At 60.9% G+C, this 25504-nt stretch carries 21 protein-coding genes and 1 pseudogene; 11 read left to right on the forward strand and 11 right to left on the reverse strand.

The features are described 5' to 3' along the window. A partial coding sequence (locus BTIS_RS09845) for an IS1/IS1595 family N-terminal zinc-binding domain-containing protein (protein WP_143248937.1) occupies positions 1-523 on the reverse strand: 523 nt, incomplete at its 3' end. Positions 524-561: 38 nt separating this feature from the next. After that, positions 562-732 carry an anion permease gene (locus BTIS_RS12240; protein WP_275542050.1) on the reverse strand — a complete coding sequence of 57 codons (171 nt, stop codon included), beginning with the start codon at positions 730-732 and terminating at the stop codon, positions 562-564. 222 nt (positions 733-954) lie between these two features. Here BTIS_RS12240 and BTIS_RS09850 point away from each other — a divergent pair, with 222 nt between their 5' ends. Both BTIS_RS09850 and BTIS_RS09855 read left to right on the forward strand, forming a co-directional pair. Further along, entirely contained in the window at positions 955-2586 is a 1632-nt protein-coding gene (locus BTIS_RS09850) for an NAD-dependent malic enzyme (protein WP_094665014.1), read from the forward strand. A gap of 62 nt (positions 2587-2648) precedes the next feature. After that, complete coding sequence (locus BTIS_RS09855; RefSeq protein WP_158216891.1) at positions 2649-3635, forward strand: LysR family transcriptional regulator; 987 nt, start codon at positions 2649-2651, stop codon at positions 3633-3635. A gap of 412 nt (positions 3636-4047) precedes the next feature. Here the strand turns inward: BTIS_RS09855 and BTIS_RS09860 are convergent. Then, positions 4048-5832, reverse strand: a pseudogene (locus BTIS_RS09860) (bifunctional ADP-dependent NAD(P)H-hydrate dehydratase/NAD(P)H-hydrate epimerase); the annotation flags it as partial. A 220-nt stretch (positions 5833-6052) separates the two neighbouring features. Here BTIS_RS09860 and BTIS_RS09865 point away from each other — a divergent pair. Together BTIS_RS09865 and BTIS_RS09870 are read left to right on the forward strand one after the other, a co-directional pair. Continuing rightward, positions 6053-6724 (forward strand): GNAT family protein, encoded by a 672-nt coding sequence (locus BTIS_RS09865; protein WP_094665018.1) that lies wholly within the window; start codon positions 6053-6055, stop codon positions 6722-6724. Then, positions 6721-7440 (forward strand): SGNH/GDSL hydrolase family protein, encoded by a 720-nt coding sequence (locus BTIS_RS09870; protein ID WP_094665020.1) that lies wholly within the window; start codon positions 6721-6723, stop codon positions 7438-7440. Before BTIS_RS09865 ends, BTIS_RS09870 begins: the two co-directional genes overlap by 4 nt. Before the next feature lie 11 nt (positions 7441-7451). On the opposite strand, the gene BTIS_RS09875 is transcribed toward BTIS_RS09870, so the two are convergent. After that, positions 7452-8522 (reverse strand): glycosyltransferase family 2 protein, encoded by a 1071-nt coding sequence (locus BTIS_RS09875; RefSeq protein ID WP_245819412.1) that lies wholly within the window; start codon positions 8520-8522, stop codon positions 7452-7454. A 141-nt stretch (positions 8523-8663) separates the two neighbouring features. Here BTIS_RS09875 and BTIS_RS09880 point away from each other — a divergent pair, with 141 nt between their 5' ends. From BTIS_RS09880 to BTIS_RS09900, 5 genes are all read left to right on the forward strand, one after another. Further along, entirely contained in the window at positions 8664-9653 is a 990-nt protein-coding gene (locus BTIS_RS09880; protein WP_094665024.1) for a tyrosine recombinase XerC, read from the forward strand. Between the two features lie 125 nt (positions 9654-9778). Beyond that, positions 9779-10639, forward strand: a complete 861-nt coding sequence (locus BTIS_RS09885; RefSeq protein WP_094665026.1) for an exodeoxyribonuclease III — start codon at positions 9779-9781, stop codon at positions 10637-10639. Between the two features lie 50 nt (positions 10640-10689). After that, entirely contained in the window at positions 10690-11550 is an 861-nt protein-coding gene (locus BTIS_RS09890) for a DUF3710 domain-containing protein (protein WP_094665028.1), read from the forward strand. 6 nt (positions 11551-11556) lie between these two features. Further along, positions 11557-12324 carry a DUF3159 domain-containing protein gene (locus tag BTIS_RS09895; RefSeq protein ID WP_245819413.1) on the forward strand — a complete coding sequence of 256 codons (768 nt, stop codon included), beginning with the start codon at positions 11557-11559 and terminating at the stop codon, positions 12322-12324. A gap of 37 nt (positions 12325-12361) precedes the next feature. Then, positions 12362-13645: a class I SAM-dependent RNA methyltransferase gene (locus tag BTIS_RS09900; protein ID WP_094665030.1), complete on the forward strand. Its 1284-nt coding sequence runs from the start codon at positions 12362-12364 to the stop codon at positions 13643-13645. Between the two features lie 228 nt (positions 13646-13873). Here the strand turns inward: BTIS_RS09900 and BTIS_RS09905 are convergent, their stop codons facing one another. The 7 genes from BTIS_RS09905 to BTIS_RS11755 all read right to left on the reverse strand — a co-directional run bounded on the left by BTIS_RS09905 (position 13874) and on the right by BTIS_RS11755 (position 22233). Further along, positions 13874-16246: a peptidase domain-containing ABC transporter gene (locus tag BTIS_RS09905; RefSeq protein ID WP_094665032.1), complete on the reverse strand. Its 2373-nt coding sequence runs from the start codon at positions 16244-16246 to the stop codon at positions 13874-13876. Between the two features lie 53 nt (positions 16247-16299). Continuing rightward, on the reverse strand, positions 16300-17106 hold the full coding sequence (locus tag BTIS_RS09910) for an ATP-binding cassette domain-containing protein (protein ID WP_245819414.1): 807 nt from the start codon (positions 17104-17106) through the stop codon (positions 16300-16302). Further along, on the reverse strand, positions 17103-18911 hold the full coding sequence (gene lanM / locus BTIS_RS09915) for a type 2 lanthipeptide synthetase LanM (RefSeq protein ID WP_158216892.1): 1809 nt from the start codon (positions 18909-18911) through the stop codon (positions 17103-17105). The genes BTIS_RS09910 and lanM overlap by 4 nt, the downstream gene beginning before the upstream one ends. A gap of 198 nt (positions 18912-19109) precedes the next feature. Beyond that, complete coding sequence (locus tag BTIS_RS09920; protein WP_094665036.1) at positions 19110-19745, reverse strand: hypothetical protein; 636 nt, start codon at positions 19743-19745, stop codon at positions 19110-19112. A gap of 93 nt (positions 19746-19838) precedes the next feature. Further along, the gene (locus tag BTIS_RS09925) at positions 19839-20039 is read right to left on the reverse strand and encodes a lichenicidin A2 family type 2 lantibiotic (protein WP_094665038.1); all 201 of its coding nucleotides are present in this window, start codon (positions 20037-20039) and stop codon (positions 19839-19841) included. Between the two features lie 391 nt (positions 20040-20430). Beyond that, on the reverse strand, positions 20431-21543 hold the full coding sequence (locus BTIS_RS09930; protein WP_094665040.1) for a sensor histidine kinase: 1113 nt from the start codon (positions 21541-21543) through the stop codon (positions 20431-20433). An 18-nt stretch (positions 21544-21561) separates the two neighbouring features. Beyond that, positions 21562-22233, reverse strand: a complete 672-nt coding sequence (locus BTIS_RS11755; RefSeq protein WP_158216893.1) for a response regulator transcription factor — start codon at positions 22231-22233, stop codon at positions 21562-21564. 63 nt (positions 22234-22296) lie between these two features. On the opposite strand from BTIS_RS11755, the gene BTIS_RS09940 reads away from it, so the two are divergent. Both BTIS_RS09940 and BTIS_RS09945 read left to right on the forward strand, forming a co-directional pair. Continuing rightward, complete coding sequence (locus tag BTIS_RS09940; RefSeq protein ID WP_158216894.1) at positions 22297-22878, forward strand: substrate-binding domain-containing protein; 582 nt, start codon at positions 22297-22299, stop codon at positions 22876-22878. Between the two features lie 159 nt (positions 22879-23037). Continuing rightward, entirely contained in the window at positions 23038-25476 is a 2439-nt protein-coding gene (locus tag BTIS_RS09945) for an HAD-IC family P-type ATPase (RefSeq protein ID WP_094665191.1), read from the forward strand. The last annotated feature ends 28 nt before the right edge of the window (positions 25477-25504 follow it).

Raw genomic sequence — 25504 nt, forward strand, 5'->3', positions numbered from 1 at the left:
GGATGCGCGTGCCGGGCCAGGTCTCACGGCAGGCGGTCTCCGCGCCGCGCAGCCCGTCGGTGACGAGCACGTCCGGCGCGGGCATGCGCGAGAACAGCGCCGTGTAGGCCGCCTTGGACTCATGCCCGCACCATTGGAAGTCAAGCGTCTCGCCGGTCTCGCCGTCGATGGCGATGATCAGGCACCAGCCGTGGTCCATGTACGTGCCGTCCGCCATCACCGTATGATGCCTGGCCGTCACGGACGGTATGCGCGGATGGATGTTCCAGCACCAGGCGGTGCGCTTGCGCAGGGCGCGCGAGTCACCGGACGGGTCGATCGCACACTGCGGCTGCCTGCCCAGCAGCCAGGTCAGGAATTCGTCCAGCATGCGCGCCCGCGCGGCCCGTTCCTGCGGCATCGTCGAGCTCAACGAACAGTCGGGACACTTCCACCGTTGGGTGCCCTTCGCGGTCCTGCCGTTCTTCTTCATCGCCCGACCGCAGATCGGGCACTTCTTCGCCTTGCTGGATTTCGTTCTCACGACATCCAGCCCGCCACCCGACCCATGGCACAAGCCGGCTATTTTCCCGCCGTCGAAAATAACCAGCCGACACGCCTACTGCCACAAGGCCAGATGCCAGTTATAAGCACCACAAAAGTTCCTATAACCCCGATCCGGAGGAACTCAGGGGTCTTGAGATATCCGGCACCGTAGATCAACGCGGCCGGACCCGAGGCGTAATGCGTCATCGCTCCGAATCGCAGATGTCAGCCGTAATAACCAACGGCAATATGGGGACGAACCACCGAAGAATGATCGTAAACCGTTGCAATATGAGGCATGTTGTCGTATTGCCGTTGATTATTTGTGCCGGTGCGGGCGGCTTCCTAAGTTGAAAGACAACAACCGGGCAACGAGGCCTGAACCACTCGAAGCCCACTCCCGAACACCGTCCAGTGCAAGAAACGAGGATGAACGACATGACCGGATTCACCACACTCAAGGATTCCTTCGCGACCAGGGGGCTTGCCCTCACCGCCGATGAGCGGGTGGCAATGGATGTCGACGGACTGCTGCCGGCAGCCGTGCAGACGCTTGATCTGCAGGAACAGGCCGTGTACGCCCGCTTCCGGAGCCTTGACAAGGACATCGAAAAGCGCCTGTACCTTATGGGCGTCTGCCGTGAGAACCGTCGCCTGTTCTATCACGGCATGGCGAAGCATCTGACCGAATACATGCCGATCGTCTATGCACCCACCGTCGCCCAGTCCATCCAGCGGTACGGCGAGTTCTACTTCGGATCAGACGTGGCCTATGTGTCGATCGAACACCCCGAGCGAATCAAGGACGCCTTGCGCCAGTACGCGCAGGGACGGGACATCGATCTGATCGTCGCCACCGATGGCGAAGGCATTCTGGGCATCGGCGACTGGGGCGCGCAGGGTGCGGAGATCCTTACCGGCAAGCTCGCCGTGTATACGGCTGCCGCAGGCATCGATCCCGCACGTGTGCTGCCCGTCATGATCGACGTGGGCACCGATCGCAGGGAACTGCTCGACGATTCGCATTACGTGGGCAATCGTTTCAAGCGCGTACGCGGCGAGCGCTACGACGATTTCATCGAAACGTTCGTACGCGACAGCCTGGAGCTTTATCCGAACGCCCTGTTGCATTGGGAGGATTTCGGCCGTCCGTGCGCTGCTCCGATTCTCGACCGCTACCGCGGCGATGTGCTGACGCTGAATGACGACATCCAGGGCACTGGCGTGACCGTGCTCGCCGCTCTGGTGGCCGCACGTCGCATCGCCGGCACGAACTATGACGACACCCGCATTCTCGTATTCGGAGCGGGCACGGCCGGCGTGGGCATCGCCGATCAGCTCGTCGACGACATGGTGCTCGAAGGCGGCATGGACCGTGCCGACGCCATGAGCCGTGTGGCGCTTGTGGACCGTTACGGACTCATCCTCGTCGGACAGGAGGGGCTGACCGAAGGGCAGGCCAAGTACGCGCATGATCCGTCCGAATTCGCCGGGCTCGACGACATCACCGACCTTGCGGCCGTGGTCGATGCGTTCAAGCCGTCCGTACTGATCGGCACCTCCACCCGTGCCGGAGCATTCGACGAACGCGTGGTGCGTGCCATGGCCTCCCATGTGGACCGCCCGCTGATCTGCCCGATCTCCAACCCCACCGAACTGGCCGAGGCCAAGGCGGCCGATGTGATTCGCTGGACCGAGGGCCGTGCGTTCGTGATCACCGGAACCCCGTCCGATCCCGTGGAATACAACGGCGTGACCTACCACATCGGACAGGGCAACAACGCGCTCATGTACCCGGGCATCTGCTTCGGTGCCATCGTGGGTAAGGCCCGTCTGATCAGTGACCGCATGCTGCTTGCCTCCGCGCACGCCATCTCCGACATGATCGACGTGAACGAACCGGGTGCTGCCGTGCTGCCACCCGTGTCATCCCTCACCGAGATCTCCCGCCGTGTGGCCATCGCCGTCGCCGAGCAAGCCGTCGTCGAAGGACTCAACCGCGAGCCCGTGCCGGACGTGCCTGCAGCGGTGGAGGCCAACATCTGGCATCCCGAGGACTGAGGCCCATGCCGGCATCACCTCCCCACGCCGCCGAACCGTCCCATACAATGGATGGAGGCAACATGGCGGCAGGGGAGGTGGCAATGGCGTCGATCGACAATGTGCGCGACATGGAACTGTTCCAACTGGTGGCCGAACTGGGGAGTTTCACCGATGCCGCCGCGGCCGCACGCGTTTCCCAACCCACGGTGTCGTTGGCCATCAAACGGCTGGAACAGCGGCTTGGGGTGACCTTGGTGGAACGTCATCGATTCGGTGCCAAGGGCGGCGTATCGCTCACCGAAGCCGGACTGGTGCTCATGCGGCACACCGCCTCGATTCTCGGCGAACTCGACCGGCTGCCGGAGGAACTGCAGCAGGCAGACCATGCCAGCCGGTACAACGTCGGTCTGCCACCCATCATCTCCGCCTACCTGCTCGGAGCCGAATCCATCGATACGCTCGCCAGCCGACTGGGCGGGGAGGTGGACGTGCAATCCGTGGGGTCACGGCGGCTCATGCGACAGATCGAACGGCACGCCGTGGATTTCGGGGCCGTGGCCAGCGTGGGAAGCGCCCCCAGCGTGGGAGGCATCCAGACGTTCCGCATCGCCTCGTTCCCATTCGTGCTCGCCTACGCGGCGGACAATCCTCATGGCGTTAGGGCTGTCATGGGGGACCGGGCGGTGTTCGACATCTCCGATCCCGCGATGACCGGCTCGCTGCGGTTCGTCACGCTGGGCGACGATTTCGTCCACTCCAAGGCCGCCACCGCATACCTGCGATCGCATGTGGATGCGACACGGCTCATCGAAGTATCCGACGTGAACACGATGAAGGCGATCATCATCTCCGGACTGGCCGTGGGGCTCATGGCCTCCGTGGCGGTGGATCATGATGACCGTCTGTCGTCCATGCCGGTCGTGGGTGCCGACCTGCCAGACTTCGACGTCTATGTCTTCAATGACGAAACCCGACAGAACCCCACACGCGACGGCGACGGTGAAAGGCGTGAATCCGCGTCGCAGAGGTTCCTTGGCATCATCGGGGAGCACCTCGCCTCCCGATAGCCGATCATTGGACATATCCGCACCGTCCATGACGAAACCCCCTCGGGATGCGATCCGCGAGGGGGTTTCATCATGTGGTTCTCGTCATACGGTATTGCGAAATGACAGATGACGGGCGATGGGCGAACGCCCGAACGCGTTACCGCTCGGGATCCTCATACTGGGCGAGAATCGCGTCGGCAAGCGCGTCCAGCTCCTCGTCCGTGTAGTCACGGTCCGCATCGAGCACGATTTCATCGTCATCGTCACGCGGTCCGTTCGCCACGGTGCCATCGATGATTCCCGATCCGCCATCGGAGGAATACACGCGCACGGCGTCGGACCCGTCGGGCTTCGGGGAATCAGGAGCGGAACCGCCGTCATCACCGCCGTCGGACGAATCGTCGGAGTCATCCGATTCCGCATCGTACAGACTCACCAGCGTCCCGAATGCCAGCGGCAGCTGATCCGCCACGTCACCGGCGCGGATCGGAGATCCCAGCGTTCCCGTGATGGCATCGTCCGGCACGTCATCCGGTTCCATGGCCTGCAGGAACGCAATCGGATCCCGATCGTCGTACACCACCGGTTCGCACAGACCCGATTGCGTCGACGCGGAGGCCAGCGTCGCCGCCAGACCATGGATATACGCGCCGACCGCCGCATAGATGGCCGTCTGGTCGGGAAGCTGCTCCAGCGTCGCCGCATTCTGCGCTAGCACCGCACCCAACGTGCCGGCAAGCACATCGCCGGCACCTGCGCTCGCCAGCCATGCCGGTGCGGATCCCGAGACGAAGGCCTGCGCGTTGCCTGCGTCATCATCACCGACCACCACGGTCACCGCGCCCTTGAGCAGCACGGTCGCGCCGGTGAGCTCCCACGCGCGCGTGGCCCACGCCAGCGGTTCGGCCATCACATCCTCGGCGGTCACATCCTCGTCGCGCTCGGAGATGAGTCGTGCGAGCTCGCCGGCATGCGGGGTGATCAGCACCTGAGGCACGCACGATTCGGGCAGCAGATCCAAGGCGCCGGCATCCACCACGATCGGCGGCATCTCCTCGCTGCCGGCCTCATCCGCGGCATAATGGGCGAGCAGTGCGCCGATGCGCTTGCGCTGCTGATCCACATCGCCTTCATCAGGTCCGGCGGGCACGCCCGAACCCACCACCCAGGACTGCACATGGCCCTTGCCCATCACCGCCTCCGGCACGCGGCGCAGGACCATGTCCTGCGCACGAACCGGACCTACATAGCGGACCATGCCCACGTTCGAGTTCGCGGCGGCCTCGCTGGAGAGCACGGCGGCCCCCGGGTATTCGTCCGAGCCGGTGACCAGTCCGACCACGCCACGCGAATACTTGGCATCGGTGATATGCGGCAACCGGACGGCCTGCGCGGCGGTACGGCGGGTGACCGCCTCTACGGCCGGGGTGAAGGGCTCGGTGTCGAATCCGAAATCGACCAGCACCTGACGGCCGCACACATACGTGGCAGGCGGCAGCAGATCACAGGGCTTCAGTGCGCCGAACGTGATCGTCACATCTGCGGGAATATACGGGCCGGGCAATGTGCCATCGTTGATGCCCACGCCTGACGGTGTATCCACGGCCAGCACCAGCGGGAACTCGTCACCGCTGCGGCCATGCGGCAGCACGATCGTGTCGGGAAGTTCACCATCCTCGCCCACTTCGGCGGCGATATGGGCGGGAATGCCCCGCAACGCTCCGTTGAGTCCGATGCCGGTCATGGCGTCGATGACCAGATGTGAGGTCTCGATCACACCGATCGCATCATCGAACAGGTCAGCAGCCTCCTGCGCGTCCTCGGGACCGGCGAATCCGGGGATGTCCGCATCCGGATCGAGCACGATCAGCTCGCCTCCCTCGGCGCGCAACGCCGCAAGCCCCTGCTCGTGCAGGCTTCTGCCGACGGCCACCACGGTCACCTCCACGCCGTCATGCGCGAGTTCCGCCGCGGCGAACAGGCCATCGCCGCCATTGTCGCCGCCTCCGGCCAGCAGCACGATACGAGCGGTGTCAGGGGAGACATGGGCCCGGGCCATCATGACCCGCGCCGTCATGGCGGTGGCGGACGCCGCCATGCGCATCAGCGGCACGCCGTCGTCAAGCAGCGGCCTTTCCATGGCGCGCACGTCGTCCGAGGTGAATGCTGCGGACTTGAACTCGTCCTCCAGCTCGGCGTCGTCATCGAACAACATCGACATCATCGTACCCAGCCTTCCCGCCGGCGCCATGGTGACTCTCACCGTCGCCGGCCTGCACCCACCATTGTCCCTCACAGCGCGGAGAAACGCGGATGATTCGCTGAACGTCATGTGAATATTCCCGGTGCGTCTGCCGAAGACCATGACGGTGCAGTTGGCGTTCCACGCGGGCATCGGATAAGGTGAAGGTCGATTGAATGGAGGTTGTGCACCAATGTCGTCGCAAGCCGTGTTGAGGGCCATGCGTGCCGAGGACATGCCGAGGATCGAGGAAATCGTCTGCCGAACCTGGGGCTATGACGTCAGCATGTCCGCGCGTAACGCCGCACTGTTGGGAAAGATCGACGCCTACGAATGCCTGTCCCGTCGCACCTATATGAGGGTGGCTGACGTCGACGGGGAAGTGGCCGGACTCATCGTCGCCGCCGACCGTCGTCGTCCACACATCGACCGGCGGATGCAGCTGATGCAGCTGGGAGCGGTGTGCGGACTGCTGACCAGCCGCGAGGGACGTCAGGGGCTGGGCATGTTCCGCCAGTACATGGCCGCCGACAAGGAGCTGTCGCGAGACGCCGAATCCCAGGGCAGACGATACGATGGCGAGCTTGTCCTGTTCATCGTCGACGGACAATATCGCGGCTACGGATTGGGACGGATGCTGTTCGACGACGCGATGCGGTACTTCCACGATCAGGGCATCGATGACTTCTTCCTGTACACCGACACCGGCTGCGACTTCGGCTTCTACGGGCATCGGGGCATGACCCGGCGTTGCGCGCGGTCCGTCTCATTCCCCATAGGTGATCGGATTCGTACCGAGGAGATGTATATTTACGACGATACGGTATCGCATCAGATAAGCGACCACGGGGAGGACAGTCGATGAACGTCGCACGCAGGGCCAGGGTGCTGGCCGAGGCATGGTGGGCCAAGCATCATGTGCATCTTGCAGCCGAGCCGGCGGGGGATCGTTCCGGCGTGGTCGGCCCGCTGGCCTCCGATCGAAGCCCGCTGAGTCTGGTGGCGGTGGGCGATTCCATGGTCGCCGGCTGCGGCGTCGACGATCAAAAGGACGGGTTCATTCCGGCGATCGCCCAGGAGATCGCCGGCGCATTGGGACGTCAGGTGCAGTGGCGGACGTATGGCAAGCTGGGTGCCACCATGCGCCGCGTGCGTTACCGTCTGCTGCCCGAGGTGGATGAGTCGCCGGATCTGCTGATCGTATGCGCCGGCTCCAACGACATCATGGCCCAGCGCAGCATCGACGAATGGAAGACGGATCTTGCCGCCGTGCTTGACGAGGCCCAGCCGTTGACCGACAACATCGTGGTGTTCAGTTCAGGGCAGCTGTACAACAGCCCGTCGCTCGGACCGGCGTTGAGGAAGTTCCTTGAGGGGCAGATCGATGCGCAGACCAGGGCCAGTCGGGAGATCTGCGCCGAACGTGGCGTGTTCTTCCTCGACATGACCCACGAGAACGTGCGCTCCGACACGGATGAATTCTATGCGTCCGATCACTTCCATCCAGGCGTGTTCGGCTACCGGTACATGGCAGGCCGCAGCGTGGAGCTGCTGGACGACTATCTGCGGCGTTTTCGCTGAATCCTAGTCTCCTAGTTCACGCCGACGATATTGTGGGCGATGCCGTAGCCCACATGGATGAGCATGCGTCCGACGGGCCCGGGAATATTCAGCGCCCGTCCGATCATCGTCCGGCGCACCGCCTTGTCCGCCTCGGGCGCGTGTTCGGCGAGATACGCCCACAGTTCGTCCTTGCGGCGGTAGTTCTCCTTGTCCTTGGACAGCACCATAAACACGGAATCAATGGCCATGTTGATGGTCAGATAGTGGATCATGTAGCGGTACAGTCCGGTCGGCACGGCAACGGGCGACGGCGTGGCGTCGATCATGGTGCGCACCACGCGGATCAGCTGGTCGATGCGGCGGATCATCGTGTCCTTCTCCACCGACTGCCCTTCGCGGCCGATGAAGTACCGGTACAGATCCTCGTCCATGTACATGAGCGTGCGCACCTGCGGCAGGGGCGCATACGCATAGATGTTGTCCACGTAGAACGTGTGCTCGGGCAATGCGAGCCCCGCCTTCTCCCGCAGCACCTTGGTGCGGTAGATCAGCGAGTGCATGAGCAGGTTCTGATCGGGGCGGAACCGTTTGACGTCGTTCCATCCGAGAGTCCGGTTGACGGGCAGCACGCCACGGTATCGAATCGTCTGCTTGATGCGCTTGCCCTGCTTCTCGTACGTGTAGTTGGTGATGAGCAGATCGATCGGAGCCTTGGCACGGGCCTGCGTACGCAGTTCGGCCAGCACATTGCGCAGCGCCATCATGTCGAGCCAGTCGTCGGCGTCGACGACCTTGACATACATGCCCCTGGCGTTGGCCACGCCCGTGTTCACCGCGCCGCCATGGCCCTTGTTCTCCTGATCGATCACCCGGATCACGTTCGGATAGCGTTTCTCGTATTCTCGGGCGAGCGCGGCGGTCCCATCCTTGGAACCGTCGTTGACGATGAGGATCTCCGTGTCGCTCAGGTCCTGTTCAATGAGCAGTGAGGAGAGGCAGCGGCCCAGATAGTCCTCCACATTGTAGGAGGGGACCACGAAGGTGAGTACGATGTCGCCGGTCGTCTCGGCGGGGGTGATGGCGTTGTCGGTAGTGTTCACCTTTCTGTTAAACCATAGATTCCGCCGGAGGACAACCACCACGCCCGAAACAACGGCATGTCCTATCGTGGGAATGTCGCTCTCGTCGTCATGATCAGGGACATGATGAGGAGCGCGCCGCATGCAGAAGGGAGGAGCCGAATGGAGTATGACCGCCAGCTGGACGCGTTTCTGGAGTATCTGACGCGCAATCGCGGCCTGAGCGCGAACACCGTGCGCTCCTATGGGGCCGATCTGTCGGGATGCCTGCACATGCTGCACCTATACGGCGTGACATCGCTCAACGCGGTGACGGTGAACGACCTGCGGTCGTGGCTCGCCTTTGAGTCACGATCCCACGCGCGCTCCTCCATGGCGCGCAAGGTGGTGTCCGTGCGGTCGTTCTTCGCGTTCCTGCAGGACCGCGGCATGATCGCCTCCGATCCGGCGGCGGGGCTCAAGACACCGAAGATCCCCTCGACGCTGCCGGCCGTGCTAAGCGAGGAGCAGGCGGAGACGCTGATGAACAGCGTGGATGCCGCATCCGTCGCATCCTCGGAATCAGGCGAGGCCGGGGCGAATACGTCGAATGGGCGTGCCAAGTCGACGGATGACTCACCCGAGGGAACAGCCAAGCGGCATGCACTCGCCCTGCGCGATGCCGCCATCATGGAGCTGCTGTATGCCACAGGCATCCGCGTTTCGGAGCTCATCGGACTGGATCTGCGTGATGTCGACTTCTCCGCGCACACCATCCGCGTGACCGGCAAGGGCAACAAGCAACGTGTGGTGCCCTTCGGCGTACCGGCGGCCACGGCGCTTTCGCAATGGCTTGACGAGGGCCGTCCATGGGTGCTCGAGCATGCCGGACGGTCGTCGACGGCCGTATTCGTTGGCGTGCGTGGCGGCCGGCTGGATGCGCGGCAGGCCCGCACGGTGGTGCATCGCTGTGCGGCGGCCGCCGGCGTACCGGACATCAGTCCCCATGCGTTGCGCCATTCAGCCGCCACCCATATGCTTGACGGCGGCGCCGATCTGCGCGAAGTGCAGGAGATGCTCGGCCATTCCTCGCTGCAGACCACGCAACGCTACACGCACGTCTCCATCGAACAGCTCACCCAACGCTACAATCAGGCCTTTCCCCGCGCCTGACTTGACACGGCCGCATATTCAGTCACGTGGCACTGTTTCAGTCACGTGGCACTGTTTCAGTCACGTGGCACCGTGCCGTCACGATGCCGCTGCCGTCGCATCGTCGCTACTACACTGGAGGAACCATGACGATTACGATCACCACTTCGAACATGAACGGCATTCGCGCCGCCCGACGCAAGAACGTAGGAAAATGGGTTGACGCCCATACCCCTGACGTGTGGTGCATGCAGGAGGTGCGCGCTCCCCAGAACGAGATCGATCCGATCTTCGACGACTTCGCACGACGATACGTCGACGCCGGTGTGCTGTCCGACCCCGGTGATCTGCATCGGCTGAACGAGGTCTGCCGGGTCAAGGGCCGGGCCGGCGTCGGACTGCTGTCCGCGCTGCCTGTGGTCGCCACTCGGCGTGGTCTGCCCGGACTGGACGAGGACGTGGATTCCGGTCGGTGGATCGAGGCCGACGTCACCACGCCACAGGGCTATACAATCACCGTTGCATGCGTGTACGTGCACGCGGGCAGCGCCGAGGACGAGACGAAGATGGCGCAGAAGTACCGGTTCCTCGACCACATGCTCGTCCGGCTCGGCGAGCTGCGCGACGAGGCCGCACGCGGCGGCAGACAGGCCGTGCTGTGCGGCGACTTCAACATCGCGCACACGCCGCTCGATATCAAGAACGCGAAAGGCAACGTCAAACACGCCGGATTCCTACCGGAGGAGCGTGCCTACGTGGACCGGTGGCTCGACGAATACGAGTTCGTCGACGTGATGCGCGATCTCGCCGGAGACATTCAGGGACCGTACACCTGGTGGAGCCAGCGCGGCCGCGCGTTCGACAACAACGTCGGCTGGCGGCTCGACTACCAGTTCGCCACGCCGGAGCTGGCGGAGACCGCGTGCGGATTCGTCATCGACAAGGCACCCACCTACGAAGCCCGATGGTCGGACCACGCTCCACTGAGCATCATGTACAACGTGTAGTCTATGTAACGGAAAAACTCACCGTTCGAACGCTTGAGAAACGAGGCACCATGGGACTGTTCGGATTCGGCAGGAAGAAGCACGCCGAAGAGGAAGCCAAGGAGAAGGACAAGGAAACGGACATCGACATCGTCGATGAGTCCAGTGACTCCGACGACGCCGACAAGTCCGCCGCCGAACCGCGTGCCGACCGTCAGCCCACCGCCGATGGCGAGCGCGGCGAGGATCAGGGCCCGTGGGACGTGGATGACGACAACATCCCCGACTACGACGACTACCTCGACATCGGCTCCCTCTACCTGCCGTTCCTCCAGGGCATCGAAATGCGCCTGAAGGGCAACCGCCAGACCAACCAGATTCTGGGTGCCACCATCACCTGGGGCGACTCCAGTCTGGAGCTGGAGGCGTTCGCGGCCCCCAAGTCCTTCGGCCTGTGGGACGACGTGCGCAGCGACCTCATGGACGCCAATCATGACGCCAAGGAACAGGACGGCACGTTCGGCAAGGAGCTGATCCTTCCCGTCACGGTCGGCAAGAAGGTACTCAAGACCCGCATCGTGGGCGTGGACGGACCGCGTTGGATGCTGCGCGGCGTGTTCTCCGGCCCCGCCGCCACCGATCCGGACAGCGAGGAGAAGAAGACGCTCGACAAGTACTTCTCCGACGTGGTGGTGGAGCGCGGCGAGGAACCGCTTGCCCCCCGTGACCTGATTCCCATGCACCCGCCGATCGGCCCGGCCGAACGTGCCAAGCAGGCTGCGGCTGAAGGCAAGATCGAGGAGGGTGAAGACTCCGGCGAGTCCCAGGCCGCGGAGATCCCCGGCAAGCCCAAGGGACCGCTGAGCAAGACCCTCGAGACGGAAACACAGACCACGCTGCGTCGCGGCCCGCTGTTCTCCGAAGTGCGCTGATCCGGCATGGGCCTGTTCGATCACAAGACCGACCCCGGCGACACCGGTAGCACTGGCGACACCGGCAAACGCAGCGGCATGGCGTCGCTGGCCAACGAGGACTTCTCCGTCATCGATGCCATCGGAGGCCCGCGCGGCGTACTCGAATCCGTACTGCCCGGCGTGGTGTTCGTGGTGCTGTTCGTCGCCACCCGCGACCTGCAGCTGACGATCATGGTTTCCGCGGCGCTCGCCGTGATCCAGGTGATCGTCCGCCTTGTACAACGTCAGTCGGTCATGGGCGCGCTCGCCGGCGTGTTCGCGGTGGCGATCTGCCTGGTGTGGGCGTGGTTCAGCCATGACGCGCGCAACTACTATCTGCCGGGTTTCCTGGTCAATACGTTCTGGATCGTGGTGTTGGCGATTTCTCTGCTTGTTCGTATCCCGGGCATCGGCGCGCTGGTGGAGTTCGTGCGCAATCCGGTGATCGAGCACCCGCGCGCATGGCTGTCCGCGTGGCGTGACGACAAGCCGCTGCTGCGCGCGTACATGACCGTCACCGGGTTGTGGATCGTGGTGTTCGCCGCCCGTCTTGGCGTGCAGGTGCCCATGTATCTGACGAATCATGTGGGCTGGCTGGGCACGGCGCGGCTCATCATGGGCGTGCCGTTGTTCGCCGCTGCCATCTGGGCTTCGTGGCTGGTCATCGCCACGCCATTGCATCGTCATCGTCTTGCCGAGCGGGCCGCTAATGCAGAGTCCGCTAATGCAGAGTCCGCCGACGAGCAGGCATGACCGTCGCAGCCATCGCAACTGTATGAAAGGAAACCCTATGAACACTCAGGTCCGTATCGAACGCTATGCCGATCAGGGCCGGTGCGTGGCGCATATCGACGGACGGGTGGTGTTCGTTCGTTTCGCATTGCCGGGTGAATTGGTGGACATCCGTCTTGACGAGCCGCATGACCGGGATGACCGGTTCTGGACCGGCGAGGTCGTCGAGGTGATCGAACCGAGCGCCGACCGTGTGGACCCCGTCTGGCCGCTCGCCGGTCCGCTTGCCTGGGGCGGGGGAGTGGGCGGTGCCGACATGGTGCATGTGTCCATTCCGGGACAGCTGCGGTGGAAGTCATCGACGATCGGCGAGCAGATGCGTCGTCTCGGCCATGTGGATGTCGAGGTGCCCGTGGTCGGCGTGTCTGATGATGTGGATCGCAACGGTCTCGGCTGGCGTACCCGCATCGAGATGATCGCCGATGATGAGGGCCGTCCGTCCATGCGCCGACGCGAGTCGCACATCCGCGTGCCGCTTGACGCGATGCCGCTCGCCACCGACGCGCTTAACGCCGTGGCTGATCGGCAGCGGGTCTGGGAGGGGGGATTCGTTCCCGGATCCCAGATTCGTCTTGCCGTGCCCGAACCGCGCAATGCATCGTCGGATGACGCGGATATTCCCGCAGCTGTCGGCGACAATTACGCTCTGCTTGTCGACGGCAAGCTGAAGTCCGGTTCCCAGACGCTCACTGAAACCGTGCGACTCAACGACGGCCATGAGTTTACCTACACCGTGGATGCCGGCGGCTTCTGGCAGGTGCACCGTCAGGCGCCGATCGCCTTGGCGAACGAGGTGATCGATCTGGTACGGGAGCGACTTGACGGTGCCGAATCGGCCGTGTTGTGGGATCTGTATTCCGGGTCAGGCCTGTTCACGCTGCCATTGGCCGCCGCGACCGCCGAACGAACGCAGGTTCTCAGCATCGAAGGGGCCAAGACCGCCGTGAAAAGCGCCCAGCGCAATCTGCGTGCCGCCGGACTGGATAATGTGGATTCCCGTGCCGGCGATGTGTCGAAGACGCTGCGCAACATTCCGAAGAATCTCGCCCTGCCGGACGTGGTGGTGCTCGACCCGCCGCGTGCCGGCGCGAAGAGGCGCGTGTGCGAGCAGATCGCCGATTCCGGCACCCGCAGCGTGATCTACGTGGCCTGCGACCCGACGAGCCTCGCCCGCGACACGGCCACGCTCACTGATCTCGGCTACGATCTGGCACACATTCAGGGCTTCGACATCTACCCCAACACCCATCACGTCGAAACGGTGGCCCTTTTCACCAAGTGAGGCTCAGCAGCGTTCCCGTGGGGGCTCACATGCCGGTGGGTATGCCGCTTCGGTGCGTATCCGATACATGGATACGTCGGATACGCACCGAGGAATGCGCCAGCTGCTCATCCGACACGTGCGTACGTCAAACAAGCATGGGAGAGCGGTCTCGGTGCCCATATGACGCACGTGTGCGACGAACAAGCATCGAGGCGGTGGTTTCGTGCTTGTGTAACGCACCGTGCGTCACTGGCCGCGTCCATACAATCCCGCATACACGCCGTCCAGTTGCATGAGCTCATCATGAGTGCCGCGTTCCACGATACGACCATGATCCATGACCAGAATCTCGTCGAACCGTCGGATCGCGTTCAACCGATGAGCCACCACCGCGCACCCGCACGGCGAGGAGAGCAGATAGTCCATCACCCGCTGCTCGGATCGATTGTCGAGCGCGCTGGTCGGCTCGTCGAGCAGCACAAACGCAGGATCAGCCACCAGCGCACGGGCCAGCGCGATCTTCTGCTTCTGTCCGCCGGACAGATTCATGCCATGCTCGCTGATCATGGTGTCCAAACCCATGGTCGGGTTCATCATCGATTCGTCGATGCCCACGGTCTGGCAGATCTCCGACAGCCGTTGCGGCGCGATATCGTCTCGATGCAGCAGAATGTTGTCGCGCAGCGTCTCGTTGAACACCATGGAGTCCTGATGCACGAACGCCAGATGTCGTGCTCTCCATTCGGAGGCCTGCTCCGTCAGAGGATGCGCCGCGTCCGGCTCCTCCACCAGCATCCGTCCGCTGGTGGGTGCCACCAGTCCGGCGAGTACCCTCAACACCGTGCTCTTACCTGAACCGGTCGGTCCGACGATCGCGATCTTTTTCCCTGCATCCAGATCGATGTCGATATGTTCCACCACTGGTTTGCTGAACACCGAATACGAGTAGGACACGTCAGCCGCGTGCAGCCGTTGGGGGATCTCCCGAACCGGCAGAGCATTCGGGGAATCATCGGCACGGGCACTGTCTTCGTCATCGGGAATGATCTCCATCACCTTGCGGATGTATGTGCCGATGGCGGCGAACTGACTGATTGCCCCCATGATGCCGGCGAACGGCGTGGCGAACGATGACGCCAATGTCATGAAACCGACGACTCCGCCGAGCCCGATCATACCGTGCTCCGCCAGCAGGGAGCCGAACATCACCACCGCCAGCGGCAGCACGAAGATCAACGCTCCGGACAGTGACGACAGCCATGCCTCCAGCCGTCCACGCCGGGTCTGGAATCCCAGCTGCCGTTCCAACGCGTCATGCCACCGGTCGTGGAAATGCGATTCCAAATTGAGGCTTTTCACCGTCTCGATGCCGGAGAAGATCTCGATGAACGACTGCTGCACCGCGGACTGCGCCTGCGTCTCCTTGTCCACCAACATCTTGGACCGTGCCGCATACACCACGGATACGATCAGGATCAGTGCGCATACCGTCAGCGTCATCATGGTGAGCGGCACCGAATAGACGATCATCATGACCAGATACACGATGAGAAACACGAATGAGACGAGTGAGCCGATCAGACCGGTGGTCAGTGTCTGTTCGATCACCATCACCAGATTCGCCCGGTAGATCAGATCGCCGCTCGATCGGTTGATGAAGAACGCGTAATCACGATCCAGTACGCCACGCATATATCGGTCGAACAGGAACCGGCCGAACGACACCTGCAGACGAGTGAGCACCAGATCGTTGAATGCGTTAACGAAATATGACACCGCCAGCGAACCGGCCACCACGCATAGCGCGAGCATGAAGAACGATTCCGTACCAGCCAACGTCTGATGATCCACCATGAACGTGGTGACCGACGGCACGATCAGTCCCAGCCCTTGAATCGCAAACGACAGCAGTAGCGTCGCCGCGAATGCGAAGGAGGAACGTCGGATGAACTGCCCGATATGACGCAACGTACCGGTGCCGATCAGCCGCAGCCGCAGACGAATACGATTCCTCAGCTTCCGCATGTCCGGGATCGCATCCTGATTCCCCGTGCCGTTTTCCCCGCCGATACCGGGTCGTTCGGCCTGTTCGGCTTCGGTGTTCTCGCAATTCTCCTCATCATCGAATCCGTCGTCCTCGATGCTGGGGGTGCTGATGAGCATGACTCCCGAAAAATGGGCGACGAATTCCTCGTCGGTCAACGCGAGCCGTCCCCTAGCCGGATCAAGGATGCGGAACCGGCCAAACCGATAGCTTTCCAACACCACGAAATGCCGCTGATCCCAGAACATGATCACCGGCACCGCCAGTGACTTCATCGCACGGAGAACCCTAGGGGTCGGCCGGCCGGTCCCCTCGATGGTGGCGGGGCTTACCACGCCACGGCATGAGACACGGAAGTCGGTGAGCACGGTGACGATGTCCTGCATGCTCATGCCCCCGCGCGGCACACCATACCGGGTGCGCAGCTCCTCCAGACTGGTTCGCCGCCCGTAGGCGAGCAGCAGCATGGCGGCGCAGGCGAGCCCGCATTCGCTGTGCTCGGACTGCTCGACCAGCGGCACGTGGTACCGGCGGCGACGGCAGCGCCATAGTCTCAACGGCGACATAATGCGCATGATGAATGAATCCTCCGTAAATGGTTCCGGTCGGTCGAGTAGCAGAGTGCCCGTCAGTCGTTGATGCCGAAATCGACGTGCGTCTTCTCCCGGCCAAGCGTGGCGGCCTTTTCGAACTCCTCGAACGTGGGGAAATCGGCGATCATATGATCGGCGATCAGACGCTTGTGATCGAGGATGATGATCCGGTCGGCCACCTCCCAGCAGTAGTGCAGGTCATGCGTGATGGTCAGAATCGTCCGACCATCCGCGCGCAGCTGGTTGATGTAGTCCACAAGCAGCTGTCGGGTGAGCGGATCCACCGAATTCGTCGGCTCGTCGAGCATGATCATATGCGGGTCGAGCAGCATGCCGGCCACGAGTCCGGCGCGCTTGCGCAGTCCCGAGCTCAGATCCGACACCTTCTTGTCCAGATGCTCGCCGATGCCGAACGCCTGCACGAGCTTCTGATCCTCCAGCGTGGCAAGATCAATCGTCCTGGCACCGACCTTGCGGGCCTTGCGATTGTCGAATAGGAGCTTGCGGAACTTGATGTTGTCGCGCACGGTCATCGAATTGATCATGTTCGCCTGCTCGGTCATTTCGAACACGTCGCGCATGGACGGTACGTAACGCTTGTTGATGATCGCCCGACCGGACCATGGGCGCAGCAGTCCGACGATGAGGTTGAACAACGTGGTTTTCCCCACGCCGTTGTAGCCGAGGATCGCCAGCGACTGTCCCTTGGGCACGTCGAAGCTCACGTGTTCGAGCACGCTCTGCTTGCGCTTGTATCCGAAGGTGATGTCCTGCACCGCGATGATCGGGGGTTTGCTCTGCTGGTTCTGTTCGTTGTCGTTCATCATTTCGTTGTCGTTCATCGTTCATCGTCCTTTCTCTGCTGTTTCCCGCTGCGCGACCAGTCGGAAGTATTCCTGCAAGGTGTCGCAGTCGAACATGTATTCACCGAAAGTCTCAGCGCATTGCGAATCAGCTGACGCTGGAATTCCGCCTCCCGCTCAAGATGCGCATACGTGTCCAGGATCCGTTCCGTCACGCTGCGTTCGAACACCGGTCCGATGGTGCCGCCGCCGGGCTCCTGCATGTCGCGACTGTTGAGCCGCGCAGTGAACATGGGGATGTCTCCCTCCATCATCTGCCGGTACTCGCTGAGGAAAATCGCCTTATTGCGGTAGGGGAACACGTACAGGTTCTCCAGCACGGCCTCCACCTTGGTCATATCCGTCAAAGTCGACGGATGATGGATGAAATCCTGGAACCGGGAGTAGATGTTCGTGGCGCGCACCAGAATACGGCAGACATTGGCATCCCGTTCCACAATGCCGCGCAGCTCCGCCTCATCAACGGCGCGCAATGCGTCCATGGCCAGATCGAATCCGTGCAGCATCTCCCCGCCGTATCGGTACGGGTCCGCCAGCATGCCATTGATGTGCAGCAGATATTCACGCTTGCTGAACACACCATCCTGACGCTCGTAGCGAGCCTGATCGCTGTCGAGATCCACGGGAACCGCAATGGTGGATGGAATCCGCTGATCTTCGGGATTCAATGCGCTCAGATCCACGGCATGCCCCGCGGCATCAAGTATCATGCGCGTGGGCAGGAACGAACTGCCGGCAAGGGAGTCGCGTAGTCGTTGCTGCACCACCATGTCTGCGGAATCCTGCGGCAGGTCCATCATCACGTAATTCGTGGCGATGGTTTCATAGTCGATGATCTGCGGATATTCGCCGCATGGAATGATGTTCTCGTAGTGCATGTCATTGCCATGCAGGAACCACACCAGCCCCAACAGCTGACCGAACCGCGTATAGTAGCGGCGGACTTCATCCTCGGTAGTGCAGTCGCGTTTGGCGACGAATTCCTCGAACGCATACGTGCCCTTATCCAGAATGCCGGGCACATGCATCGGCAGAAAACCGGCATGGCGTTCGCAGGCATGAGTCAAATCGGCGAACATGGTGTGAATCGACAGATTACGCGGCTTATAGGCCACCTTGCTATCGTTGATGGTCAGCATCGCGGCGGTGCGACCATGATCATGCGAGTCGCCGCCGTCCAGCTCCATGGATTCCAACCGAAGCGGAGCTTCCGTATGCAGAAGCGTGGCGAGCTCCATGGCGTTGTCGTCCACACGTCGCACGATCTCCGACACGAACGTGATGAAATAATTCGTGGCCTGAGTGAGCATACGGGCAAGGACAGGGTACCGGTCGAACAGTGCGGTCCGGTATTCTGGCTGTGCGGCGATGCGGGTATATGCTGCGAATCGTGCGTGAGAGTCTTCTCCAGACAGGTGCCCATTCATGCGCTCGCGGTTGAGCTCCAATACCAGCGTTTTCAATCCAATGTTGAGCAAACGCGAACCAAGCGCAATCAGGCACTGCTCCATCACAGTGCCGGCATGCTCATTGTTCGCCATGCATATGGCATTGTCGAATGCATCGGAAAGCTTCTGATGCGCATATGCCACGAACGGCATGAATGCATTGAGATATCCGGCCTCCGCGTCGAACGGCGTTGCCTCGTCCGTGTTGCACTCCTCGATGACGGAAAAGAAATGATACCATGCTTCGCGCTCCAACAGCTCTTCATGACTCATTTCAGGAGCCTCGCGGACGCACTGTGCGTATTGATCCTTATCGTATCCGCGCAGTTTCAGCATCGAGTCGAAGTCTTTTGACGTCAACGAGGAGTTGCGGGAAGTCCAAAGGCGGAATGAGTCAGACGCCGTATTGCAGTGTGTGGAAGACTTGTGATGCTGATATCGTTCCGCGATGGAAAGGGCAGATGATATTGAGAGGGGATTCATGATATGAAAGCTTTCTTTGATGTCGACATCTACGAAGGCAATATGCGATTCCTACTGGAGATTGGCAGGATACCGATATGCGAGAATGGCGCAGGCGACCGCTCCAATCGCTAAGGCAATCATTGCCATAATAAAGGCAAATATCTCAATGGAAATGAGTGGTTTAAGGGCTGCTGGAATAGCCATTACGAGCGCTGGTATGAACATGATGAGTTCATCGGTATGCTGGATTTTCTTCTTGGTTGAGATATACAGTATTGAGATCTCCGTGGAAAAGAAGATGAAGGGAGCCATCCAAAGAATTTGCATGACGCAGTAGGACAGGAATTCCGTATTCAAGGGCAAGAAACCGCGGCACACAAGGAAAAAGGAATTGAGGATGCAGGCGAGAGATGCGGCAGCTAGTGGGAGGGCATTCTTTGCCAGCGCATATTGGACTACTGATCTTTCGGCCTGATGGAACTGTTCTATAATGTTCTCTCTTTTATCCTGCTCAACGGATAGGGTGCAAGCCAATGCAGGAGCATAGAAGAAGAAAAAACTAAGCGTATAGGTTCCTAGGCTCAGGATATTATTCTGGTAGACCGCAACGACTCCCAATGGCATGATGCAGGAAAGCAGGAAAAACAGGAGCAGATTTGTCGGCGTTGTGAAATAGCGAAAATCTTTCCACATGCAAGCTTTCATGATTGTCTCGTTTCCTCTCGGCTAAATAGGTATAAGTCGACATGCCTGTGGGAGGCTCGGAACTCTGCAGGCACGCCGAGTATGGGTTTTAGCTCAGTGCTTGTTGCACTTGAACTTCTTCGTCGCGAACCCGTAGGAAACGGTTACAACGAAGCTTACGGTGATGGTTGTTGCCGCCGGTGTGGAGGCAGGTGCGACGTCGTTCGAGCCGCGGCCGGTGAGCATGGCCATGTCTTCGGTGTTGAGATCCTTGAACTCGTCACCGACGATGGTATTGATATCCTTGTTGCTCATAATGAGCTCCTACTATGTGCATTCTTATTGAATGATCCTCCGATTTGGAGGATGACTTCAGTATGAATGCCACGGATATCGCGGGTCGAGCAAAGGTATCCCAAAAGAATACGATGTCGTGAATGCCAAAAGGGTATGTATCCCAGGGGAATACATACCGTCGTTATGACAGAGGCGTGTGGCGTATAACAGCGATATCGATATACATCCTATGCAAGGAGGCCTTCTGATATGAAGACGACTATCGCCATACTCATGACACTGGCTACGTTGTTTGGCCCTGTGGCCAATACGGGTGAGAATGACGCTAATCTCAATGAGCCTCAGCCTACGAATATTGGATGCATTATTCCCTGGCTGTTTCCTCTTGGTTGTCCTCATAGTAAATAAGCTAGCGCAATGGCATTTGAAGTATAACGTTCCATTGGTTGCCGTTTTTATGGCTTGTAAAGGTGCCTCCGAGCGAGGCTATCCGTTTGGTGTGCACCTTTAGTCCTTTGCCGTGGGGAATGGAACAGAGATGTTTGTCGCGGCAAGTATTGCTCGCAAGTATGCTGATGGAATTATCGATACTGATGGAAACCTTGTAGAAGAAATCGGGATTAGCGTGGCGCTCAATGTTGCGATAAATTTCGCTTAGTGCGTCCAATACGGCTTGGCCTCGTTGATGACTGGAAGGGTTGCCGACTCCGGTAATGAACGTGGTGCCGGTAAATCCGGCATTGCGTAGAGTGGTTTCTTCGAATCTCACGCAGGATTCCAATTGTTCCATGAACGACTGCCGAGGCTCGACCTCGGTCGATTGTTTATCGGCGTCGAGCAAGGCAATCACGTGGTGTACACCGTGGAGAGCCTCGGTCGCCTTGACATTGATTAATTGCCAGTCGTCCTTACTGGCATCCTCCTTGTTGATGAGATGCATCTGGGTGACCTGCATGATGTTGCTGAGATTGGATGACGTCGTATCGTGGAGGGCAGTGGCAACCGTCAAGGTGTGCTGAAGATGACCGAGCTGCGATTTTAATACTGCGGCTTTGGCTGCTTGGTCTTTCCAACGTAAGGCGTATCCGATGAAGTAGCAGAGTGCCGTCAGCGCACACATGTTAACGGCACTGTATAGGTCAAAGTCCACTGGATATCTAAGCGCGATATTGATAAAAGGACAGACTATTTCCATACACCCGAGTATCAGGCCGAGCTTCGGCCTACGATATCCCAGTATTATCAAAGCGACCATGGCGGTTACTATGGGATTCGGAGAGACTGTTTGAGTGATCAGACTCCCGATGATGGAAAACGCCATCATGGAAACACTGCCGATCATCGGACGGCAAGCCATGACTACATCAAGCATCAGAAAAACACCAAAGTACCCGATTCCCAATGGCATCCATGTTGCGCGTGATATTGCATCCACCATGGCAAGCGCCAATAAGGCCAGTGCGGCACTGAGATAGGGGAATTGTCTCGTAATCCATGCTGTCCATTGTGACTGATGCGTCATTCCACGTCCTCTTGTTTCTCAGCGTTTACTGGTCCACCAGTGCACGATGACCTGTTGCCTTGAGGACAGGCCGAGCTTTTTCTCCAGTCGTGTGATGTGCGTCTTGACAGTGCCTTCCGATATGGAAAGTTTTTTGGCTACCTCGGCCATATTGTCTCCATTGGCGTACAGTTCCAGTACACGCTGTTCCGTGGGACTCAGCAGCTGGAATGGATCCTGTGCCGTACGGAGCCTCTGGTGCGCGGTCTTGGCATCGTCGAATGTGATCGTGGGTGTCATGTCAATCGATGAATCCGAAAGGGTCTCTTTCTTCAGCACCGTGCCTATGGCGAGCGCGATATCGCGCATGTTCTCCTTGCCGAGAATCCCCTGGCCTCCGGCGTCGGCGAATCGTTGCGCATAACGGTCCAACGTGAACGAGGTGATGCCCAGTATCCGCACGCGGTCGGTCCTCCGTCTGATCTCGCGGCAGACGCTGGCTCCGCTCATGTCACCAAGACTCATATCCACGAGCAGTATGTCGGGCTGTGCATCCGGTTCGAACACCTGCTGTATTGCCTTCTCTCCTGTGGTGCATGTCCAGAGAACCTGAATCATTGGATTGGTCTGCTGCAGAAACATGCTCAGGAATTTCAGCGACAGTGCATCATTGTCCACGATGGCGATCCGGATCCTCTGTGGGCGTGACATCTCGTTTCCCATGCAGGCCAGCATACCGTGACGTTGCGTACAATAACGATGATGAACAGTCGAATGGTGAGATGGGGCAGACATGCCATTGCAGTGGCCGCGCTGATGTGCATGATGCTGCCGTTGGCGGGGTGCATGCCGCAGGACAAGGCGGTGGGGGATACGCAGGAGACTGAGGCGGCGATCGCCCATGACGGCATCGACCGTGCCGACGCCACGGTCGGTGTGGTGGGCAGTGCCGATCCCGACAACGCGAATCTTGATTCCCGGATCGTGGAGGCGATCGGCAACGATCGCATGCCCGCGTTGTATGCCGCGGGGAACACGGACGCCGGCAGCCAGCAGCGTGCCGTCAGCGATTTTCTTGATCGCAATGTGAAGGCGATCGTATTGCACGCCGACCAGTCCACAGGCTGGGAGGAAGCGCTCACCAAGGCGCGCAAGGCGGGCATCCCCGTGGTCCTTCTGGCTAGTTCGATCGAACCCGACGACCAGACTCTATATGCGGCACGACTCGTGGTGGTGTCACACGATGCGCAGACCGGCGGGGTGAACTATGCCATCGGCGACGCGCTGATGCGGGTGATCGACGACAAGCCTCACACCAAGACCATGAACGTGCTGCTCACCGGAGTGGCGGAATAATACGTGAGGAGTGAGCGTGCCTGGCTTATCCTTGCTCATCCTCAAGAGTGATTTTCGCGGAGTTTCCGTGTGCGCAGAGCCGGGAGCCGCATTGCCGCTGACATAATGAATACGGTGCAGGAGCGGAAAGGCGGCGCAGTGGTGGCACAGCAGAACACGATGCCCGAAGTAGACATGACGGGACTTACCGGCGAACAGGTGAGCAAACGCGTCATGCAGGGTGAGGTCAACATCACGCAGGACAAGTCGTCCCGTTCGATCGGCCAGATCATCCGATCCAACGTGTTCACGTTGTTCAACGCGATCATCGCCGTGGCCATGGTCATGGTGCTGCTCACCGGACAATGGCGCGACTCCGTGTTCGGATTCGTGATCATCATCAACACGGGCATCGGCATCCTCACCGAGCTCAAGGCCAAGCGTACGCTCGACAAGCTTTCCATCCTCGTCGCATCCACGTATCTGATCCGTCGTGACGGCATCAATCAGGAGATCGCCCACGATCGCATCGTCAAGGACGATCTGCTCTGGGTGCGCGCCGGCGACCAGGTGCCCGCCGATCTGGAGATCCTGCGAACCTGGGGACTGGAACTCGACGAATCCATGCTCACCGGCGAATCCCGAACCGTGCGCAAGAACCCCGGCGACACCGCCTACTCCGGTTCCACCGCGGTATCCGGGCTCGCGCTTGGCCGGGTCACCGCCGTGGGGGCGCGCAGCTACGCGGCTACGCTCACCGCGCAGGCCAAGGTATACAAGAAAACGCATTCCGATCTTAACGCGGGCATCAACACCATCCTCAAATTCATGACGTTCCTCGTTGTGCCGCTGTGCGTGCTGCTCATCTGGACGCAGCTGAACACCGTGGGAGGCTGGGATGTGGCGATCGCCACCGGCGCATGGCGGCAGGCCGTGGTTTCCGCCGTCGCCGGTGTGGTGGGCATGATCCCCGAAGGACTCGTTCTGCTTACATCATTGAACTTCGCCGTGGCGGCCATGCGGCTCGCCCGCAAGAACACGCTCGTGCAGGAACTCGAATCCGTGGAGACGCTCGCCCGCGTGGATGCGCTCAACCTCGACAAGACCGGCACCATCACCGACGGCGGCATCGCCTTCGACCGGCTCGTCATGCTCGACGATGCGGTCGTCCAATCCGAACGGCATGCGGCCGAACAGGCGCTCTACGATCTGGCGAATGAAAGCCAGCCCAACGGCACCGGCCGCGCCATCCTCGCCGGACTGGGGGAGCAGGGCATCACCGCCGGCGATGTCGCGGATCGTATACCGTTCTCATCGGCGCGCAAATGGAGCGCCATCACCACGCCCGACGGTGCCACCTGGTATATGGGTGCCCCCGAAGTGGTGATCGCCGCACTCGCCGACAACCACTCCACGGTATTGCACGAAGCCAACTCCTACGCAGAACAGGGAAGCCGCGTGGTGTTGCTGGCACGATCCACGGCCCCCGTCTCCGGCGACGACCCGGCACTGGATCCATCGGCGGCACCCGTCGCACTCGTCGTCTGCACCGAACGCATCCGACCGGACGCGGAACGGACCCTTGCCTGGTTCCGCGAACAGGGCGTACGCTGCCGCATCATCTCCGGCGACAATCCACGCACCGTCGCTGCCATCGCCGGCAAGGTACATCTGACCGGCGACACAACCCCGCGATACATGGACGCACGCGAACTGCCCGACGACATTGACGCGCTCGCCGAAACCCTCGAGGACGTGGATGTGCTCGGCCGAGTCCTGCCCGACCAGAAGAAGGCCATCGTCCAGGCGTTGCACAAGCGCGATCACGTGGTCGCCATGACCGGCGACGGCGTCAACGACACGCTCGCCATCAAGGAGGCCGACCTCGGCATCGCCATGGGCAACGCCGCCCCCGCCACCAAGGCCGTGGCCCAGGTGGTGCTCGTCGACTCCAAATTCTCCCACCTGCCCGACGTGGTCGCCCGCGGCCGTCAGGTCATGGCCAACATGGAACGCGTCGCCAGCCTGTTCCTGGTCAAAACCGTCTACTCCGCCATCATCTCCATCGGCGTGGTACTCACCGCCATGCCCTACCCGTACCTGCCGCGCCACATCACCTACGTGGGCGCGCTCACCATCGGAGCCCCCGCATTCATCCTCGCCCTCGCACCGAACACCCGCCGCTACATCCCCGGCTTCCTCAAACGCGTCGTCGCCTTCGCCCTGCCCGGCGGCATCGCCACCGGCCTGTCGGTATTGCTGTGCGCATGGATCGTGCCGCGCGTCATGCACTGGAACCTCGACAATCCCGCCGATCTGGAATCGCTGCGCGCCACCAGCGCCATCATCCTGTTCCTCATGGGCATGTTCGTGCTCTCCCGCGTGGCCAGACCCCTCAACTCGTGGCGTGGCGCGCTCGTCGCATTCTTCGCCATCTGCGGCGTGACCGGCATGCTCATCCCATTCGTCGCGAACTTCTTCGCCCTCATCATCCCCACAGGGCCCATGGTGACCGCAACGATCGCCGCACTGGCCATCGCCACGGTGATCTTCCTCGTCTGCATCTGGATCGTCCCAAAGATCGGGCGCATTATTACACACGAAACAAAAACACGCTAGAACTATGTTGTTATTGATTTCGTAAAGA

It is taken from the genome of Bifidobacterium tissieri, from assembly GCF_002259645.1.
Classification (GTDB): Bacteria; Actinomycetota; Actinomycetes; order Actinomycetales; family Bifidobacteriaceae; genus Galliscardovia; species Galliscardovia tissieri.

Excerpts from the sequence above, each read along its gene's own strand:
- BTIS_RS09945 (WP_094665191.1), top strand. The coding sequence starts at position 23,038 with ATGCCCGAAGTAGACATGACGGGACTTACCGGCGAACAGGTGAGCAAA.
- BTIS_RS09890 (WP_094665028.1), top strand. The coding sequence starts at position 10,690 with ATGGGACTGTTCGGATTCGGCAGGAAGAAGCACGCCGAAGAGGAAGCC.
- BTIS_RS09855 (WP_158216891.1), top strand. The coding sequence starts at position 2,649 with ATGGCGGCAGGGGAGGTGGCAATGGCGTCGATCGACAATGTGCGCGAC.
- BTIS_RS09885 (WP_094665026.1), top strand. The coding sequence starts at position 9,779 with ATGACGATTACGATCACCACTTCGAACATGAACGGCATTCGCGCCGCC.
- BTIS_RS09880 (WP_094665024.1), top strand. The coding sequence starts at position 8,664 with ATGGAGTATGACCGCCAGCTGGACGCGTTTCTGGAGTATCTGACGCGC.
- BTIS_RS12240 (WP_275542050.1), bottom strand. The coding sequence starts at position 732 with ATGACGCATTACGCCTCGGGTCCGGCCGCGTTGATCTACGGTGCCGGA.
- BTIS_RS09905 (WP_094665032.1), bottom strand. The coding sequence starts at position 16,246 with ATGCGCATTATGTCGCCGTTGAGACTATGGCGCTGCCGTCGCCGCCGG.
- BTIS_RS09940 (WP_158216894.1), top strand. The coding sequence starts at position 22,297 with ATGGTGAGATGGGGCAGACATGCCATTGCAGTGGCCGCGCTGATGTGC.
- BTIS_RS09910 (WP_245819414.1), bottom strand. The coding sequence starts at position 17,106 with ATGAACGACAACGAAATGATGAACGACAACGAACAGAACCAGCAGAGC.
- BTIS_RS09930 (WP_094665040.1), bottom strand. The coding sequence starts at position 21,543 with ATGACGCATCAGTCACAATGGACAGCATGGATTACGAGACAATTCCCC.
- BTIS_RS09900 (WP_094665030.1), top strand. The coding sequence starts at position 12,362 with ATGAACACTCAGGTCCGTATCGAACGCTATGCCGATCAGGGCCGGTGC.
- BTIS_RS09870 (WP_094665020.1), top strand. The coding sequence starts at position 6,721 with ATGAACGTCGCACGCAGGGCCAGGGTGCTGGCCGAGGCATGGTGGGCC.
- BTIS_RS09850 (WP_094665014.1), top strand. The coding sequence starts at position 955 with ATGAACGACATGACCGGATTCACCACACTCAAGGATTCCTTCGCGACC.
- BTIS_RS09895 (WP_245819413.1), top strand. The coding sequence starts at position 11,557 with ATGGGCCTGTTCGATCACAAGACCGACCCCGGCGACACCGGTAGCACT.
- BTIS_RS09925 (WP_094665038.1), bottom strand. The coding sequence starts at position 20,039 with ATGAGCAACAAGGATATCAATACCATCGTCGGTGACGAGTTCAAGGAT.
- lanM (WP_158216892.1), bottom strand. The coding sequence starts at position 18,911 with ATGCTGAAACTGCGCGGATACGATAAGGATCAATACGCACAGTGCGTC.
- BTIS_RS09920 (WP_094665036.1), bottom strand. The coding sequence starts at position 19,745 with ATGAAAGCTTGCATGTGGAAAGATTTTCGCTATTTCACAACGCCGACA.
- BTIS_RS11755 (WP_158216893.1), bottom strand. The coding sequence starts at position 22,233 with ATGTCACGCCCACAGAGGATCCGGATCGCCATCGTGGACAATGATGCA.
- BTIS_RS09865 (WP_094665018.1), top strand. The coding sequence starts at position 6,053 with ATGTCGTCGCAAGCCGTGTTGAGGGCCATGCGTGCCGAGGACATGCCG.